The 15068-nt window shown below is 33.4% G+C and carries 17 protein-coding genes; 11 read left to right on the top strand and 6 right to left on the bottom strand.

The features are described 5' to 3' along the window. Positions 1-188: 188 nt before the first annotated feature. On the bottom strand, positions 189-836 hold the full coding sequence (locus Q5Y73_RS20430; protein WP_305993768.1) for a DUF6568 family protein: 648 nt from the start codon (positions 834-836) through the stop codon (positions 189-191). Between the two features lie 235 nt (positions 837-1071). Here Q5Y73_RS20430 and Q5Y73_RS20425 point away from each other — a divergent pair, with 235 nt between their 5' ends. From Q5Y73_RS20425 to Q5Y73_RS20395, 7 genes are all read left to right on the top strand, one after another. Then, positions 1072-1737, top strand: a complete 666-nt coding sequence (locus Q5Y73_RS20425; protein ID WP_305993767.1) for a hypothetical protein — start codon at positions 1072-1074, stop codon at positions 1735-1737. A gap of 315 nt (positions 1738-2052) precedes the next feature. Continuing rightward, positions 2053-2724: a response regulator transcription factor gene (locus Q5Y73_RS20420; protein WP_305993774.1), complete on the top strand. Its 672-nt coding sequence runs from the start codon at positions 2053-2055 to the stop codon at positions 2722-2724. Continuing rightward, positions 2717-4108, top strand: a complete 1392-nt coding sequence (locus Q5Y73_RS20415; protein ID WP_305993766.1) for a sensor histidine kinase — start codon at positions 2717-2719, stop codon at positions 4106-4108. Before Q5Y73_RS20420 ends, Q5Y73_RS20415 begins: the two co-directional genes overlap by 8 nt. 183 nt (positions 4109-4291) lie before the next feature. Then, positions 4292-4849, top strand: a complete 558-nt coding sequence (locus tag Q5Y73_RS20410; RefSeq protein WP_305993765.1) for an iron chaperone — start codon at positions 4292-4294, stop codon at positions 4847-4849. A gap of 54 nt (positions 4850-4903) precedes the next feature. Beyond that, on the top strand, positions 4904-5800 hold the full coding sequence (locus Q5Y73_RS20405; RefSeq protein ID WP_305993764.1) for a DUF3298 and DUF4163 domain-containing protein: 897 nt from the start codon (positions 4904-4906) through the stop codon (positions 5798-5800). Between the two features lie 20 nt (positions 5801-5820). Then, positions 5821-6678 carry a carbon-nitrogen hydrolase family protein gene (locus Q5Y73_RS20400; protein ID WP_305993763.1) on the top strand — a complete coding sequence of 286 codons (858 nt, stop codon included), beginning with the start codon at positions 5821-5823 and terminating at the stop codon, positions 6676-6678. 31 nt (positions 6679-6709) lie between these two features. Further along, entirely contained in the window at positions 6710-7372 is a 663-nt protein-coding gene (locus Q5Y73_RS20395) for a GNAT family N-acetyltransferase (protein WP_305993762.1), read from the top strand. A gap of 103 nt (positions 7373-7475) precedes the next feature. On the opposite strand, the gene Q5Y73_RS20390 is transcribed toward Q5Y73_RS20395, so the two are convergent. Together Q5Y73_RS20390 and Q5Y73_RS20385 are read right to left on the bottom strand one after the other, a co-directional pair. Further along, the gene (locus Q5Y73_RS20390) at positions 7476-8207 is read right to left on the bottom strand and encodes a YwaF family protein (RefSeq protein WP_305993761.1); all 732 of its coding nucleotides are present in this window, start codon (positions 8205-8207) and stop codon (positions 7476-7478) included. A 278-nt stretch (positions 8208-8485) separates the two neighbouring features. Continuing rightward, entirely contained in the window at positions 8486-9334 is an 849-nt protein-coding gene (locus Q5Y73_RS20385) for a zinc metalloprotease HtpX (protein WP_305993760.1), read from the bottom strand. Positions 9335-9688: 354 nt separating this feature from the next. Here Q5Y73_RS20385 and Q5Y73_RS20380 point away from each other — a divergent pair, with 354 nt between their 5' ends. Further along, entirely contained in the window at positions 9689-10018 is a 330-nt protein-coding gene (locus Q5Y73_RS20380; RefSeq protein WP_305993759.1) for a PadR family transcriptional regulator, read from the top strand. Between the two features lies 1 nt (position 10019). After that, positions 10020-10808: a permease prefix domain 1-containing protein gene (locus Q5Y73_RS20375; protein ID WP_305993758.1), complete on the top strand. Its 789-nt coding sequence runs from the start codon at positions 10020-10022 to the stop codon at positions 10806-10808. Between the two features lie 224 nt (positions 10809-11032). On the opposite strand, the gene Q5Y73_RS20370 is transcribed toward Q5Y73_RS20375, so the two are convergent. Together Q5Y73_RS20370 and Q5Y73_RS20365 are read right to left on the bottom strand one after the other, a co-directional pair. Beyond that, positions 11033-11425, bottom strand: coding sequence for a VOC family protein (locus tag Q5Y73_RS20370; RefSeq protein ID WP_305993757.1), 393 nt, complete (start codon positions 11423-11425; stop codon positions 11033-11035). A gap of 64 nt (positions 11426-11489) precedes the next feature. Further along, a complete protein-coding gene (locus Q5Y73_RS20365; protein WP_305993756.1) occupies positions 11490-12194 on the bottom strand; it encodes an RNA polymerase sigma factor in 705 nt (234 codons plus the stop codon). 162 nt (positions 12195-12356) lie between these two features. On the opposite strand from Q5Y73_RS20365, the gene Q5Y73_RS20360 reads away from it, so the two are divergent. Then, positions 12357-12560 (top strand): tautomerase family protein, encoded by a 204-nt coding sequence (locus Q5Y73_RS20360; RefSeq protein ID WP_305993755.1) that lies wholly within the window; start codon positions 12357-12359, stop codon positions 12558-12560. A gap of 232 nt (positions 12561-12792) precedes the next feature. Here Q5Y73_RS20360 and Q5Y73_RS20355 read toward each other — a convergent pair whose 3' ends face one another. Next, the gene (locus Q5Y73_RS20355) at positions 12793-13956 is read right to left on the bottom strand and encodes a Gfo/Idh/MocA family protein (RefSeq protein WP_305993754.1); all 1164 of its coding nucleotides are present in this window, start codon (positions 13954-13956) and stop codon (positions 12793-12795) included. 197 nt (positions 13957-14153) lie between these two features. On the opposite strand from Q5Y73_RS20355, the gene Q5Y73_RS20350 reads away from it, so the two are divergent. Further along, positions 14154-15005: a helix-turn-helix transcriptional regulator gene (locus Q5Y73_RS20350; RefSeq protein ID WP_305993753.1), complete on the top strand. Its 852-nt coding sequence runs from the start codon at positions 14154-14156 to the stop codon at positions 15003-15005. The last annotated feature ends 63 nt before the right edge of the window (positions 15006-15068 follow it).

Below are 15068 nucleotides of genomic sequence, written 5' to 3'. Positions count from 1 at the left end.
ACTGGCGCATTTGTAGAAGAAGATAGACAATAGAATGATCAAACTTTTTTATAAAAAATAAATTGTCGATCTCAAATTTAGAATCTATTTTGATCAATCTTTTTTTCAAAATGGATTCTTTTTGTTAGCCATAGAATGTGGGTTTGCGTGAGGTTTTTGATCAAACCTTATTCAAAACCAACATGTATTTATTTATTATTCATTAAAAACTCTTTATATTGATTAGCAACTACATCATTAGTAATTCCACCAGAGATTAGATCTTTTTGTTGTCCATTTTCAAAATAAATAATAGTTGGGGTTGAATTAACATACTCCCATCCTTGTTCAAACTCATACACATTATACTGAAATAATTCAACTCCAACTTCTTCTGCGATAGGATTCAAAAGTGGGGTTGTGTATATACAATGGTGACAAGCAGGTGAAAAGAAATAAACAAAGAAACTCTCTTCATTATCTATTTTTTCCTCAAACTGATCAGGAAGTATAATGCTCTGGTAATTTACATCCATTAAGAGCTCTCTCGTTTCTGGCTTTAAATCTTTAGGTGAGGTTTGATACAACCGTTTAGCATCTTCTTCATATTTTGCATATTCTGAAGTTGTTTGACCTTCATCGTTTATAGTGATTGTTTTAGTGGTACCGTCATATATCACATCTGCACCTAACATTTCACCAACTGCACGAAGTGGAACATATGTAGCACCATCAATTACCTTGAGTTCAACATCAACTTGTGTACCATTAACAATCATTTTAAATTCCGATGCAGCAAATACGGTTACTGAAAATAGTAAAATAAATAAGCCAGTAATAAATAATGTTTTTTTCAAATCAAATACCTCCTATTCATTTATAAAGGTAATGTATTCTATAAAATATCAAATTAACCTTTTATTTAATGCTAATAACAACCAAGAGGAGCATCAAAATAAAACAACTTAATTTAATCTCATCTTAATCAAATCCCCAACTAAACCACACATACACTCCATATAAACTACACTTTCCAAATATATAATCAAACTTGTAAACAAAATAATATATTTAACAAGGAGAGAAATTAAAATGAAATTACTTAGTGTAGCGTTAGCTGGTGGATTAGCTTTAACCTCAATTGGAGTAGTAGGAACGAATGCGAATGCAAATGAAACTGTCTCAGACATCACTGAATCTGAAATCGAGAAACAACTTGAACAATACAGCAAAGAAGTCCCGGGGGGAATTGAAACAAATCTAAGTGAACTCCCACAAGAGCTGATAGATCAAATAAAACAATTGCCTATGCCAGAGAACGATGTTGTATTTGTTAATAAAGATGAAACTATCGAAATCGCTGAATATTTAAATGATTCTGGTATAGTAACAGTTGATGAAATGACAGGTGAGATTGTGGTTACGGAAACAGGTCAATGGTTAATGACACTTCCCGAGTTGCTTGCTCAGTTGGGGAATGATGGGGAAGATAAAATAATTAAAGTTTCCAATGAAAATGCACTAGAATATATAAAGAGTTTAATCGTTAAACCAGACGTAGAACACAAATTAATAAACTCTGAAGGTGAAGTAATAGTAGTGGATAGTGAAAGTGATGGTAGTAAAACTCTCTATCTTCCAGATGGCAGTGTCTTGCATTCAAAAGACAAATACGGAAATGTGTATGATGGGGAAGGAAACTTTATGCATAGAATTGTTGGTTTAGAAGTTTATTATGAGGAATATATTCCAAGATAGTGGAATCCCTCGATTTAAGATGAGTCAGTTAGCTCCCTCTTTTTGAAGAGGGAGTATTTTTGTCTTTGATAAAATTTTTAAAAATGTATCATTCTTTCGAATAAAATTACTTCCGTAAACCCTCTACACATAGAATACACATTACTGTGAGATAATACCTCTTAGTAATTTTGGTTAGTACTCTTTCTATACTACTATTGCAAAGAAACTTAAAGATATATTCGGAAGGTCTTTAAAGGTGTCCACTAAAAAGTGAAACTTAAATTGGGTTTGAACATCAAAGTTAGGTTTTACTTTTATCAAATAGGTAAGGAGATTAATATGTATTCAATTCTTGTTGTTGAGGATGATCATGAAATTCGTGAGCTGATCTGTGAATTTTTGCAGACACAAGAATATAAAGTAATGTCAGCAAAAGATGGATTTGAAGGATTTAAGTTATTCCAGCAAAATGATTTTGACCTTGTGATGATGGATGTCATGATGCCAAAGATGGATGGTTTTCAATTATGTCAGCTGATACGTCAAAACTCGGATATACCTATGATCATGTTGACAGCTTTAGAAGATGATGTAGATCAAATTCGAGGATTTGATTTAGGAATAGATGATTATATTACAAAACCTTTCTCATTTCAGGTTCTCATTAAAAGAGTAGAGGCAGTACTTCGAAGGAAACGCCATGCTCAAAAAAATGAACATACCAAGCTTTCATTTAAAGAGTTAGTACTTGATGTAGATTCAATGGAAGTTTATGAAGAGAATGAACCTGTAGAGTTAACGATGAAAGAATTTGATCTCCTTCAAATCTTATTGAAAAACAGAGGAAAAGTAATTCCAAGAGAAACATTGATTGATAACCTATGGGGATATAATTATTACGGGGATACAAGAGTAGTGGATACTCATATTAAAAATATACGAAGAAAATTAAAAGGAGACTATATTAAAACGGTTAAGGGTGTGGGGTATAAAATATATGAGTAAGTTTATTTATTTTCTTAAGAATAGAGGCATTGCTTTTAAAATATTTATGGTAACGATTACACTTTTAATGGTTTCGTCTATGCTCATTTATGCAGCACTTTATTTTTTTCTTCCTGACTTTTATAAACAGTATAAATTAGATCAATTAGAAAAAAGCTTGTCTAAACTCGCTGCGGAGGTAGATGGGGAAAACTTAGATCATGTATTTGAATCTGCTGATAAATATGAAAAAGCAAACAATGCTTTTCTTAGTTTATATTTTTTTGATTTAGAGGCTGGTCATCAAAATGCATCGCTTGATCTGTACGATCAGAGTATTGAAAAGAATGAAGTTGAACAGATCATATATATTCAAGAAATGGGAAGAACAAGTATTACATTAACACAACCTTTATATCCTATTGACGATACGCAAAGAGCTATATTCGTGTTTTTCCCATATACTGTTATTTTTGTGTTCATAATATCTATTGCAGGTGCTTTTTTTTATGCGAAAATGTTGTCAAAACCTTTACTTGAAATCAATAAAGTAGCTAAAAAAATGGCTAAATTAGATTTTTCAACAACAAGCAAATACAATTCAAAAGATGAATTAGGAGAACTATCGACAAGTTTGAATCAGTTATCTGCGCGGTTACAGCAAACGATGGAGGAACTGCATCATACCAACGATCAATTAAAGCAAGATATAGAGCGTGAGAAGGAACTGGAGGCAGAGCGAAGAGATTTGTTTGCCATTATTTCACATGAATTAAAGTCACCCATTACGATAGTCAAAGGGCAATTAGAGGGAATGTTACACAATATTGGGGTTTATAAAGATCGTGACAAATATTTATTCCGATCATTTAAAAATATGGAAGAATTAGAGGGGCTCGTAAAGGAAGTATTACATCTTTCCAAAGTGGATAGAGCAGGTTTTAATCCTGATGTAACTAAAGTGAATTTAACAGAACTCCTAGAACGGATTTGTAATACGCTTGCTTATTTTTCTAGAGAAAAACAATTGGAAGTGAAAATAGAAGCAGACGACAGTCCTATTTTTGCGCAAACAGATAAAAAATTGCTGGAGAAAGCGCTCCTTAATATTATTCACAATGCAATGATGTATTCACCAGTGGGGGCTCAGGTTCAGATCATAAGTAATGAGGAAGATGAAAGCATCAATATTACTGTATTTAACTCAGAAGTTTCTATTGATGAGACACAAATGGACTCCATTTTTGCACCTTTCACAAGGTTAGAAAAATCAAGGAATCGTCATACAGGTGGAAGCGGAATAGGGTTATATATTGTTAAACGAATATTTGACACACTCGGTATCAAGTATAAGATAGAGAATGAAGAGAATGGGGTTTTGTTTACTATGAAGATACCTAAGTGAACTTGTAATCATGAATAATCTTATTAAGCAAAGGATCAATTATATGGAATAGACATTCATTTAGAAAATTTTGATATGAAGTTTGTTGTGATGATACAATCAGAAATGTAAGTGGTGAATATGCCAAGTGGACGATTGTTTCATTTTGCAACCATACATTCATAGGATTAGAGGGGATAATATATGCAATTGGTTAATGATTACATGTCTAATTTAGATGGAGTGAAAAAAGAGTGGACTGAACATCTTGTACAATTTATGAGAGAAGTTTTCCCGGAACTGGAAGAATCCTTTCATTATAAAATGCCTACTTATAGAGGCGATGGGTATTTTATAGCTTTTGCAGCTCAAAAAAACTATTTTTCCTTTTATACTGATGACTTAAGAGTACTGTCGCTGATTAAGGAATTAATTCCATCAGCATCAATGGGAAAAAGCTGTGCCAGAATAAAATACACTATTGAATTTGCTATTGAAGTATTAATGGATGTATGCAAGGAAATTGTAGACTATCATAATGCAAAATCTTCTTCAGAAATTACAGATTTTGAGAGTTTAAGAAAGTGGTCAGATATACCTACTCATGTGCAAAAAATACTATTAGATAACGTATTTTGCTCAAATTGTGGTGTTACCACAATACTTGATTATAATATACAAAATGATCGGCTTGGTTTGGTTTTAAAAGGATCTTGTAAGAAATGTGGTGGAAAAGTAGCGAGGTTAGTAGAGGATGAGTAATGCAATGAAAGTATATCAAGCGCTGTCTTTTGCGACATTTAAGGATAAATTTAAATGAAGAAAATGATTGTAGCTACTACATTATTGGCAATTATTTTCTCGGGATTATATCTTATATCCAATTTTAAAAATACAATGATGTTAAATTCCAATGCCGGTGACATCTCATCTAATGAAGTATTACCAAATCCTACATCCAGTGATAAACAGACTAAAATACCATCTAGTGAACAACCTGAAAATGATAACTTAGAGGACAAGCCTCTAGAAAATGGACTAAATGACACAGAGAACAAATTTAATGAAAGCAAAATCATGATAAAATCTAAGATCAATTTATCTAGTTCAACAGATAGTGATGTGACTGTAATAGAAAAAACAATATCTACAGAGGATGAAGCCAGTGTTATAACTACCGTCCAACCAGAAATTCATGGATTAAAGGACAAACAGTTTGAAAATGAAATCAATAAAAAAATAGCAAATTATTATCAGAATGAGATCAAAGAAATCGAGTCAAGCGCAGCGGAGTATTTGGAAGATATGAAGCGAAATAATTACTCTGCTCATCAATTTGAATTAACAATGAACTATGAAATGATCGTATCCGGAAATTTAGTTCATATACTTATTACAACTAGAACCTATACTGGTGGAGCGACAGATATGGTAAGAGTGATGTCATTGAATATGATCAATGAATCAAATGGTAAAGAAGTTTGTATTACGGATATATTTGATTTAAATACGATGAATCATCTTATAATACAGCATATGAATAACAACGAAAAATACTATCCAACAAATTTATCAGGAGAACTTAGGTTTCAGTCTGTAAGAGAAGATCAAGCTTTTTATATTGAGAATAATACACTGTATGTTTTATTTAATAAATATGAAATAGCTCCAGGTGCAGCAGAAATACAAACTATATCAATCCCTATTATATAAATGAATAAGGAGGCTTTTCCATGAACTTTCGTGTATCCGCCGTACAATATCATCTACACACCATCTCTTCTTTTGCTGAATTTGCACAGCAAGTAGAGCACTATATACGTACAGCACAAGAATATGAAACACAATTTGTACTGTTTCCTGAATTTTTCACAACACAATTATTGTCCATCGGAAATGAAAATGGAGAAGCACTTCGAATTGATGAACTTCCTTTATTTACAGATCAATATATATCATTATTTATAGAAATGGCTGTTAAATATGATATACATATTGTAGGAGGAACACATGTTGTAAAACGGAATGGAAAACTACTAAATATGGCACATCTTTTTTATCCAGATGGTAGAGTGGAAGAACAGCCGAAGCTTCATATTACGCCTACAGAAAAGGAAGAGTGGAACATGGTGGCAGGAGAAACTTTAAATGTATTTGAAACAAAATTTGGGAAGGTATGTATGTTAACTTGTTATGATATAGAGTTTCCAGAGATTGTTCGAATGGCAAGAGCGAAAGGAGCAGATGTTATTTTCTGTCCATCTTGTACCGATGATCGTCATGGATTTTACCGAGTTCGTTATACAAGTCATGCTCGTGCAGTAGAAAATCAAGTGTATGTTGTGTTAACGGGTACTGTTGGATCTTTACCAACCGTTGATTTTATGCGAGCGAATATGGGGCAGGCTGCTGTGATTACACCAAATGATATTCCATTTCCTCCTCGTGGCATTCTAGTAGAAGGAGAATTAAACCATGATGAAATTGTTACTGCTGACTTAAATTTAGAGCTTTTATATCGAGTACGTGCTAAGGGTTCTGTAACAACTTGGAGAGATAGACGTACAGATTTATATACGGATTGGGAGTAATCTAAATTTAGGAACTTTAGGGGGAAGAATGATGTATAGGAAAACAATCTATGTTTTTCAAAATGATAAGCCATTATTAGCTACTGTTCGTCAATATGAAAGAAAAGATATTGCAGCATTAATTGAGGTTCAAAAAGAAAGTTTTCCTCCGCCATTTTCTTCGGATTTATGGTGGAGTATGGAACAATTGGAGGAGCACATTACAAGATTTCCAGAAGGAGCGCTTTGTGTAGAAACAGATGGAGAAATTGCAGGTTCTATGACGGCTCTTCGCATTAATCATCAACATTATATACATAAACATCAGTGGGAAATCGTAACAGATGATGGATATATCCGAAATCATAATCCAGACGGAGATACTTTATACGTGGTCGATATAAGTGTAAAGCCAACCTTTAGAAAGTACGGACTTGGGAAACTAATGATGCAATCGATGTATCACATCGTCATTCAACAAGGCATCTCATCTTTGATGGGAGGGGCACGAATGCCTGGTTATGGAAAGTTGCAGAATCAGTTGTCACCAGAAAAGTATATTGAGCAAGTAGTCTCGGGACAAAGAAAAGATCCTGTCGTATCTTTTTTATTAAGGTGTGGTCGTGTACCCGTCACTCTTTTACCAGATTATTTGGAAGATGAAGAATCAGCTCATTATGCACTGCTTATGGAATGGAAAAATCCGTTTATATGAACAACAATGTCGGTAGCGTGTAATTTTTTCAATTAGCACGATCAGGTATACAACTTCCTTTAATTAACTCATGTCGCAATCATTTAGCAGTTTGTTCCGTATCTTACTTAATTTCTTTCATACCTTTTCTCTCCAAAAACCAAAAAGGCAAATACAGCATAAAAAACGTAACAAGCGCTATAATCTCTAACGGAATGATATACCAAGGCCATGGACCCAAATAATCAATTAAAGAAGGATTGAATGGTTTTCTTGAGACGTACATATAATTGCTACCTATAAATAAATTAAAGGCAAATATAAATAAAGTATAAAGATTTAGATAGAAAAAAGCTCTCCACAAAGATTTCAATGTAGGGCGAAAACCTTCAACAAATACCATGAAAAAATTGGCTATCACTATTCCTCCGTGTGCTATAAAAAACTGAACATATCGAAAATGTGGGAAGGTATATAAACTAATATCTGGCGTGATCATAGCTTGAAGTGCACTGCCAATCCCAACAAAATAAGTGAATTCAAAAAGACGATAACTTTTGATCCAAAGCAATAACGCTGCTAGTAAAAGAGAGATGCTGCTCAAATGAAGTGGAAGTGCATTTCGAAACCCCCATTCATCAACCCACCAAAGCCAAGCATGAAGACTTATTTCTGAAATAATAAGAATTGTTATAATAATTCCTCTTGATAGATTATTAAGGAGGGTTTTTTTTAAGCTGTTTCTATACCAATATATAACCAAAATAATGGCTATCACAGTGAATAAAGACAAAAGGTGCTCAAGGGAAAAGAGGACAAATTGGTTATCACCATCGGGTTGAATAAAAGAAAGCATCATATCATTCCTTACCTATTTTTGAACTAATTATTTTGTATAAATATAGGGGTTAAAAACCTATTACTTAGTTAGAGTGTTGTCAATAATTAAGAGAAATATTATGAGGAATATAAAGATGGTGGAGACTTAACAAGGTGGAAAGCGAATACCTGCAATTAATCTATTTGTATGTTTGTTTTTTTGAAAAATTCGGATGTCTAGTGTTCTACTACTAACAACATCCGAATTTGAAATACTACCGTTTGATTAAAATCTTTTTTTTTATGACTCTATGACTACGCAACATCCTCAAGATTTTGTAACTTGCCAATTCTTTGATCTGGATCAGGGTGGCTAGAAGCTAAATTTGCCCATAATCCTTTTGTATCCCCTAAATCAATCTCATTGAAACGATCAAGTACTTCTATTAGACCAGCTCCATAACCTAATTGGTGAGCGAAATGATCAGCTTCATACTCCTTACTTCTTGAAGTATGCATAACTAAAACTGTACCAAATTTGGTCCACAACCACATCATACCCACTAAGATGATATCAATAAGGAATGTGATTAAGACGCTTCCTAAACTGTGATTAATTACACTGAACATCGATCCAAAGAATGTAAATATAATTCTGTAAAAAATAAATAAAGCTGTCATGATCAAATTTCCGACAGAGACAATTAAGATTAAATCTGTATCTTTGTTTGATAGATGCCCAAACTCATGAGCAAAAGTTGCCTTTATTTGTTCATCACTAAATTCCAACATGCCTTTATTTATACAAATTGTTTTACGTCCAGTTGCAAAAGCGTTTGGAGTTGGATCTTTACTAATAAACAATTTAATATCATCAGGAAGATCGGGATCAAGCTTTTTAGCTTTTGAGTACACTTCGTCAAATAATGGTTGTAATCGATCAATGTGTTCTTTTCGAGCCAATGGTTTACATCCTTGTTGTACACGTAGGATCCATTCTCCGAAGGGAGAAAGAGCTAATACAAGGGATATGCCATACACAATTAGCCCAATAATTGGATCTTGAAATAAAGTGATGACTATAAGTGTATTAAGTAAGAGATAGATGATAATACCCGTATTTCCTTTTTTAAACAAGCGTTGCATAAAATCAACTATGTACATCTCTAATTCCTCCTTTTAAATATTTTCATCTGATAAGGTCATCTAACTTTCAGCAGGAGATATAACAACTTCTACTCAAAGCAAGATTCTCTTTATTGTCATTATAAGACATAATATCACATTTTTCTTGAAAATTTTGTCGAATTATAGAATATAAAGGGATTGTTTTTGAGAGTGATGAAATTGATTAAATGTTTAGGAGGTAGTTTGCAAAAAAGTAATCCAGTACTTTACCTGTCGTAGTAATTATGATACACTGATATTACTACGACAGATAAAGTACTACAGATGGTGTAATTTACACATAAGTATATAAAATATAAACAGAATACAATGAAAGGAAGGGGAATGCATTTGATTAGCAGTGATGTTATTCGAGGGTATAACGACACCATTATTCTGTATATGTTGCTTGACAACGATTCCTACGGATATGAAATATCAAAGAATATTAGGGAATTTTCAGATGAAAAGTACATTATAAAGGAAACAACGTTATATTCAGCTTTCAACCGTTTGATGAAAAATGGCTATATCGAATCATTTTACAAAGACGAAACACATGGCAAAAGACGTACGTACTACAGAATTACACAAGCAGGGAAAAACTATTATAAGGAAAAGTGCACGGAGTGGGATATAACGAAGCAAGTTATTAATCGATTTATTAAGGAGGAGATCTAAAGTGGAAACCATTATGAATTACTTGGATAATATGTTTGCAACTTTGCCAAAAACAAAACAAATGAAAGCCATAAAAGAAGACATTTTCTCCAATATGGAGGACAAATATAATGAGCTTAAAAGAAGTGGGAAGTCAGAAAATGAAGCAGTTGGTATCGTAATTTCAGAGTTTGGAAATATCGATGAGTTAAAGAGAGAGTTTGATATAGATCTTAATGAAGAGAAAGAAGATCTTCCTAGTCTTACAGAGACTGAAGTGAATAATTATTTCAAAGAGAATAAGAAAAATAGCATGTTGATTGGAGCGGGAGTGATTTTATGCCTTTTGGGTGTTTCCCTATTAATTTTAATTCCTCAGTTAGTATCTGACGGTTATATAACGGGATTTTTAGATGGTGGAGATAGGCTGCTTATTCCTTTCTTTATACTTATTGCAATTGCTACTGGTATGTTCACTTATGCTGGTATGAGAATGGGATTTGGAAAATATAGAAGTATAGATAAACGATTCGAATTACCTCTTTATCTGAGAAAATCTATTGAAATCAAAAATGAAACGTTTCATCCAACGTATACACTATCTGTTATTGTTGGTGTTGTACTGAGCATCTTATCACCAATCACTCTATTTATAGAATCAACAATAACGGGGACTGCATCGAATTATGGTGTTGTATTTCAATTGTTTATCATATCGATTGCTGTTTATATTTTCGTCTATTTTGGATGGATCAAGATGAGTTATGATGCCTTATTAAAGATAGGAAGACATTCAAAAATTAATAAATAGACAAAGTAATGTCAATTCCCTATTATTGCTTTAATTAGTAAGTTGATAATTTCTTTTGCAACATCTATCTTGGATTATATGTTTAAAAAAACTAGTCTCTTATTCTTAAAAAAATGAATAAGAGACTTATAGTCATTACCCCATAGAATATGATTAAATCAAAACTGGCACATAAGTAAATAAAGAAGAGAGGAGCGTATGCCCCTCTTTACTTCTGTTCATCATCATCTTTTTGGCCATCCTCCCCATATTCCTAAGGGATTTCCATTCAGATCAAAAAACTGAAAGCTGTAACCTCCATCTTGTTTAAAGACCATATCTTGAACTTCGACTCCCTTTTGAATCATTTCTTGATGAAATTCTTTAATATTATCAACTTGGAACGTAAAAAAAGGTTTTCTTTCTCCTTTTGATGAGATAAAATCCATTTTTGGCAAATCGTTTGTTTGAATCAAGCCAAATCCCATACCATTTAAGTTGAACCATGCTTCATCATCGCCTTCATTAAATGGAAAGCTTAGTTTTAGTCCAAACATTTTCTTATACCACTCCACAGACTCTTTTACATTTTTTACTGGCAACTCTACAATTTGAAGATGAAATGATTTTGCAGCCAAATTGTTCCCCTCCTAAAATGATTTTCATATATATAAAACGAATAAATAGTCATAAAAGAAATGGTTATTTTAAATTTTTCTTGGAACTAATACGTATGAGGTGACCGTTTGGATCAAGAAAATCAAAATAGAAGTAATCTGCTTGCTTCCGTACTCTCGAAACATCTAACCCACAATCACGAAGATTCTTATAAGAAGTATATATTTGATGGATGTTTCCACTTCGAAAAGCATCAATGAATTGTTCCATTAACTCATGGGACATCCCTTTAAAGGAATTGTTAAACATTTTTTTCTGTTCATATGAATTAGTTTCTGCAACCAGCCTACTTAAACGAAGACGGGTTCTTTTAATCGCTTCCTTGACTGCACCTTCCGTCGAATCGATGTGAGCTGCTGTTTCCTTAGCGGTAAAACCAAATATATCAATCATTAATAATAGAACGGTTTGCCTAACGGATAAATGATCTGCTAAGATCTCAAAGGCTTCTCTTATATTTAGAGGATGAATATGATTTGATGGGTATTCATCTATTAGTGGCATTTGCTGAACTGTTTTTTTTCGAAAACCATCTATCCATGTATTTTTGGCGATCCGAAATAAATAGGCTCTATTCAATTCTATTTCTTCATGAAAAGAACGATAAGCCTTCTCAAGGGTTGTTTGATATAAATCCTCACCATCTTCTTTACTTGCAGTGAGTTTGTTACAATAAACTCGTAAAGCTGAGACATGTAGATGGATAAAATCTTCGAATTGAGATTGCATAATTTAAGTCACCGCTGTTCTATGAAATGGATAATTTTCCTAATCATACTACAAGTTCGTTGTTGCATCTACAAACTATGAAAATATGAATTTTAAAGCTCACAAATGAGATTGAACGAAATATCAACAAGGAAATTTAATATAAAGGGAGGAAAACTAGTCATGCCATACATTAATCTTCAAATCACAAAAGGGGCTACACGTGACCAAAAAGCTCAAATTGTTAAGGAATTTACTGAAACTCTAGTAAATGTACTAGGTAAAAAACCAGAACATACGCATATTGTAATTGAGGAAATAGAGGATGAAAACTGGGGTTTTGCTGGAATGCTGACGGATGATTTTCGAAAAAAGGAAGAGAGCTAATTCATAATTCAATCTTAAAAAAGGGAGAGGATAAATCCCCCCTCAAGACTTGACTCAGACCTTGAACCTATCAGAAAAATAGAGGAAAGTGAGGGTCTTATCCTTTAGCTTTCATATCGTTTTGTATAGAATCGCAGGAATAAGGCTATCAAATTCCTCTATTTTTGAGATGTAAGTACAATCTAGTGAAATAGAGGAACCATCAGCCATTAAGTTGAACCATTCAACTCAATCAATGAGAACCATCCACACTTAATGTTTGAAGATTGGATTCATTTTTCTTAAAGGTAGAATTATTGATTTTGTCCTGTAACTGATCGTAAAACAAGTCTTCATTAATGGGAAGATCAACCCAATTATCAGTCCAAGTAGAAAGAAGCATCGCGTTGGATAGTGTTAACCCTTTAATTCCTTCTTCACCGGGTGCTAGAAGTGGAGTACCGTTAAGTATTGCATTGATCCAGTCTTGAGTAATCCCAGCATGGCCAGGGTTTTGTCCTTTCACTGGAATTTCACATTTCCAGCATTCTGGCTCGCCAAATCCACCTTTGAATTCACGGTTGAACTCGGGTTCAGGAACTCGTAAACGCCAGAAGGTTAATTTGTCGTCTTCGATGATGATTTTCCCGCGATCTCCTGTGATTTCAAAACGATTGGTCCCAGGTGCTTCACCTGTTGTGGTAACGAACAAGCCAGTTGCGCCATTTTCATATTCTACATAAGCAGTTACATCATCTTCCACTTCAATATTTCGATATTTTCCAAATGAACAGAAAGCGCGAACGCGTTTTGGCATCATGCCTGTTGTCCATTGCCATAGATCTAACTGATGTGGGTCTTGGTTAATTAAGACACCACCGCCTTCACCAGCCCAAGTTGCTCTCCACCCGCCTGAATCATAATAACTTTGAGATCGGTACCAGTTTGTAATAATCCAGTTGGTTCTACGAATTTCACCTAACTCTCCCGATTGAATGAGATCACGCAGCTTTTGATATATTGGTTTTGTGCGCTGATTGTACATTATGCTGAATACTTTATCAGATTTTGCAGCTACTTCATTCATTTCACGCACTTGTTTCGTGTATACTCCAGCAGGTTTTTCAATTAATACATGTAAACCTGCATTCAAAGCTTTTATTGCAGCAGATGGATGATCATGGTGAGGTGTAGCAATGAGTACAGCATCTACTTGTTCAGACTGTATTAGTTCTTCCAGACTTGAATAACAATGAATCTCTTCACTAAGATTATCTTTTGCCCACTGCAAACGTTCCTTTTGTTCATCAACAACTGCAGTTAAGACAGCCCCTTTAACTTTTCCTTCGAATACATACTTGGAATGGGCTACACCCATATTGCCTATGCCTATAACACCTACTCGTACTGAATCCATTGAATTTCCTCCTAAGTTGATATGACAAACTTCATAGAAAACGCTTACTTTAAGTCTATTTTAACATGAATGAATAAAAAACTACTTTACTCTTATTAACTGAATAGGATGAGAATTTATCTGAGGTTGTTGTTATTTGTATGATATAATGCCTAGTAGAATTGAATCTATTAACTTCTTAAAGGAGATTTTACATCATGTATACCTCCATTCCTATTCAGATAGGATATAAATCAAACAAAGAATATAAACATAACTTTCACTCTCACTCTGAGTTTGAAATCTATTTATTTCATGAGGGCAAGGGGAATTATCTCATTGCTGATAAAATATATGCTTTACAACCAGGAGACCTCATCATTATGCATGGGATGACTTTACATCGGGCGAATGTTCAAACTGATTTACCATATATTCGTTCGATTGTACATTTTGACCCAAGCTATGCTGAAAATTTGTTTTGTTATCCCAATCATTTGGATGTATTAAAACCATTTCATCAATTGAAAAACCACCGAATTTCATTATCTAATGATCAACTAGAAGAGATCAGTAATTTGTTAAACAGGGTACAATCCCTCTCTCAAAGTAACAATGTTTTTGATTATCATGAATTACATACAAGATTTATGGATTTGTTAGTGCTGGTCTATCGATATTTTGAAAGCAGTTTGGATGTTCATCAGGTTCACCTTCCTGGATCAAAGGAAAAACATGCTCAAAACATTATCACTTATATAGAACAAAATTTTAGAGAGGATTTGCACTTAGAGGATTTGGAGTCTGATCTTCATGTAAATCGGCATTATTTATCAAAGCTTTTTAAAGAAGTAACAGGAATTACGATTTTTCATTACTTATTGCAAAGAAGAATCAATGAAGCTAAAATGTTGCTTTTATTAGACAACAGTTTGAGTTTGACCTATGTTTCTTATCAGGTTGGTTTTAAACATCCAGCGCATTTTAGCCGAGTTTTTAAAGAAAGAGTGGGTTGTGCTCCTGACATTTATCGTAAACAACTTCAGCGACAGGATGCCAATGAGAGTTAAGGTTATTTAAAAACACTTTATTCTCGTTTAAGTGGAATATATCACTCCTATGATACGATGAAA

The organism is Chengkuizengella axinellae, assembly GCF_030730905.1.
Taxonomy (GTDB): domain Bacteria; phylum Bacillota; class Bacilli; order Paenibacillales; family KCTC-33759; genus Chengkuizengella; species Chengkuizengella axinellae.
Note: the sequence above shows the minus strand (reverse complement) of the source record. Positions and strands in the feature narration are given on the sequence as shown.

What these genes read in the sequence shown, in the direction of transcription:
- Q5Y73_RS20425 (WP_305993767.1), top strand. Translation starts at nt 1,072, where the DNA reads ATGAAATTACTTAGTGTAGCGTTAGCTGGTGGATTAGCTTTAACCTCA.
- Q5Y73_RS20415 (WP_305993766.1), top strand. Translation starts at nt 2,717, where the DNA reads ATGAGTAAGTTTATTTATTTTCTTAAGAATAGAGGCATTGCTTTTAAA.
- Q5Y73_RS20410 (WP_305993765.1), top strand. Translation starts at nt 4,292, where the DNA reads ATGCAATTGGTTAATGATTACATGTCTAATTTAGATGGAGTGAAAAAA.
- Q5Y73_RS20405 (WP_305993764.1), top strand. Translation starts at nt 4,904, where the DNA reads ATGAAGAAAATGATTGTAGCTACTACATTATTGGCAATTATTTTCTCG.
- Q5Y73_RS20400 (WP_305993763.1), top strand. Translation starts at nt 5,821, where the DNA reads ATGAACTTTCGTGTATCCGCCGTACAATATCATCTACACACCATCTCT.
- Q5Y73_RS20395 (WP_305993762.1), top strand. Translation starts at nt 6,710, where the DNA reads ATGTATAGGAAAACAATCTATGTTTTTCAAAATGATAAGCCATTATTA.
- Q5Y73_RS20390 (WP_305993761.1), bottom strand. Translation starts at nt 8,207, where the DNA reads ATGCTTTCTTTTATTCAACCCGATGGTGATAACCAATTTGTCCTCTTT.
- Q5Y73_RS20385 (WP_305993760.1), bottom strand. Translation starts at nt 9,334, where the DNA reads ATGTACATAGTTGATTTTATGCAACGCTTGTTTAAAAAAGGAAATACG.
- Q5Y73_RS20365 (WP_305993756.1), bottom strand. Translation starts at nt 12,194, where the DNA reads ATGCAATCTCAATTCGAAGATTTTATCCATCTACATGTCTCAGCTTTA.
- Q5Y73_RS20360 (WP_305993755.1), top strand. Translation starts at nt 12,357, where the DNA reads ATGCCATACATTAATCTTCAAATCACAAAAGGGGCTACACGTGACCAA.
- Q5Y73_RS20355 (WP_305993754.1), bottom strand. Translation starts at nt 13,956, where the DNA reads ATGGATTCAGTACGAGTAGGTGTTATAGGCATAGGCAATATGGGTGTA.
- Q5Y73_RS20350 (WP_305993753.1), top strand. Translation starts at nt 14,154, where the DNA reads ATGTATACCTCCATTCCTATTCAGATAGGATATAAATCAAACAAAGAA.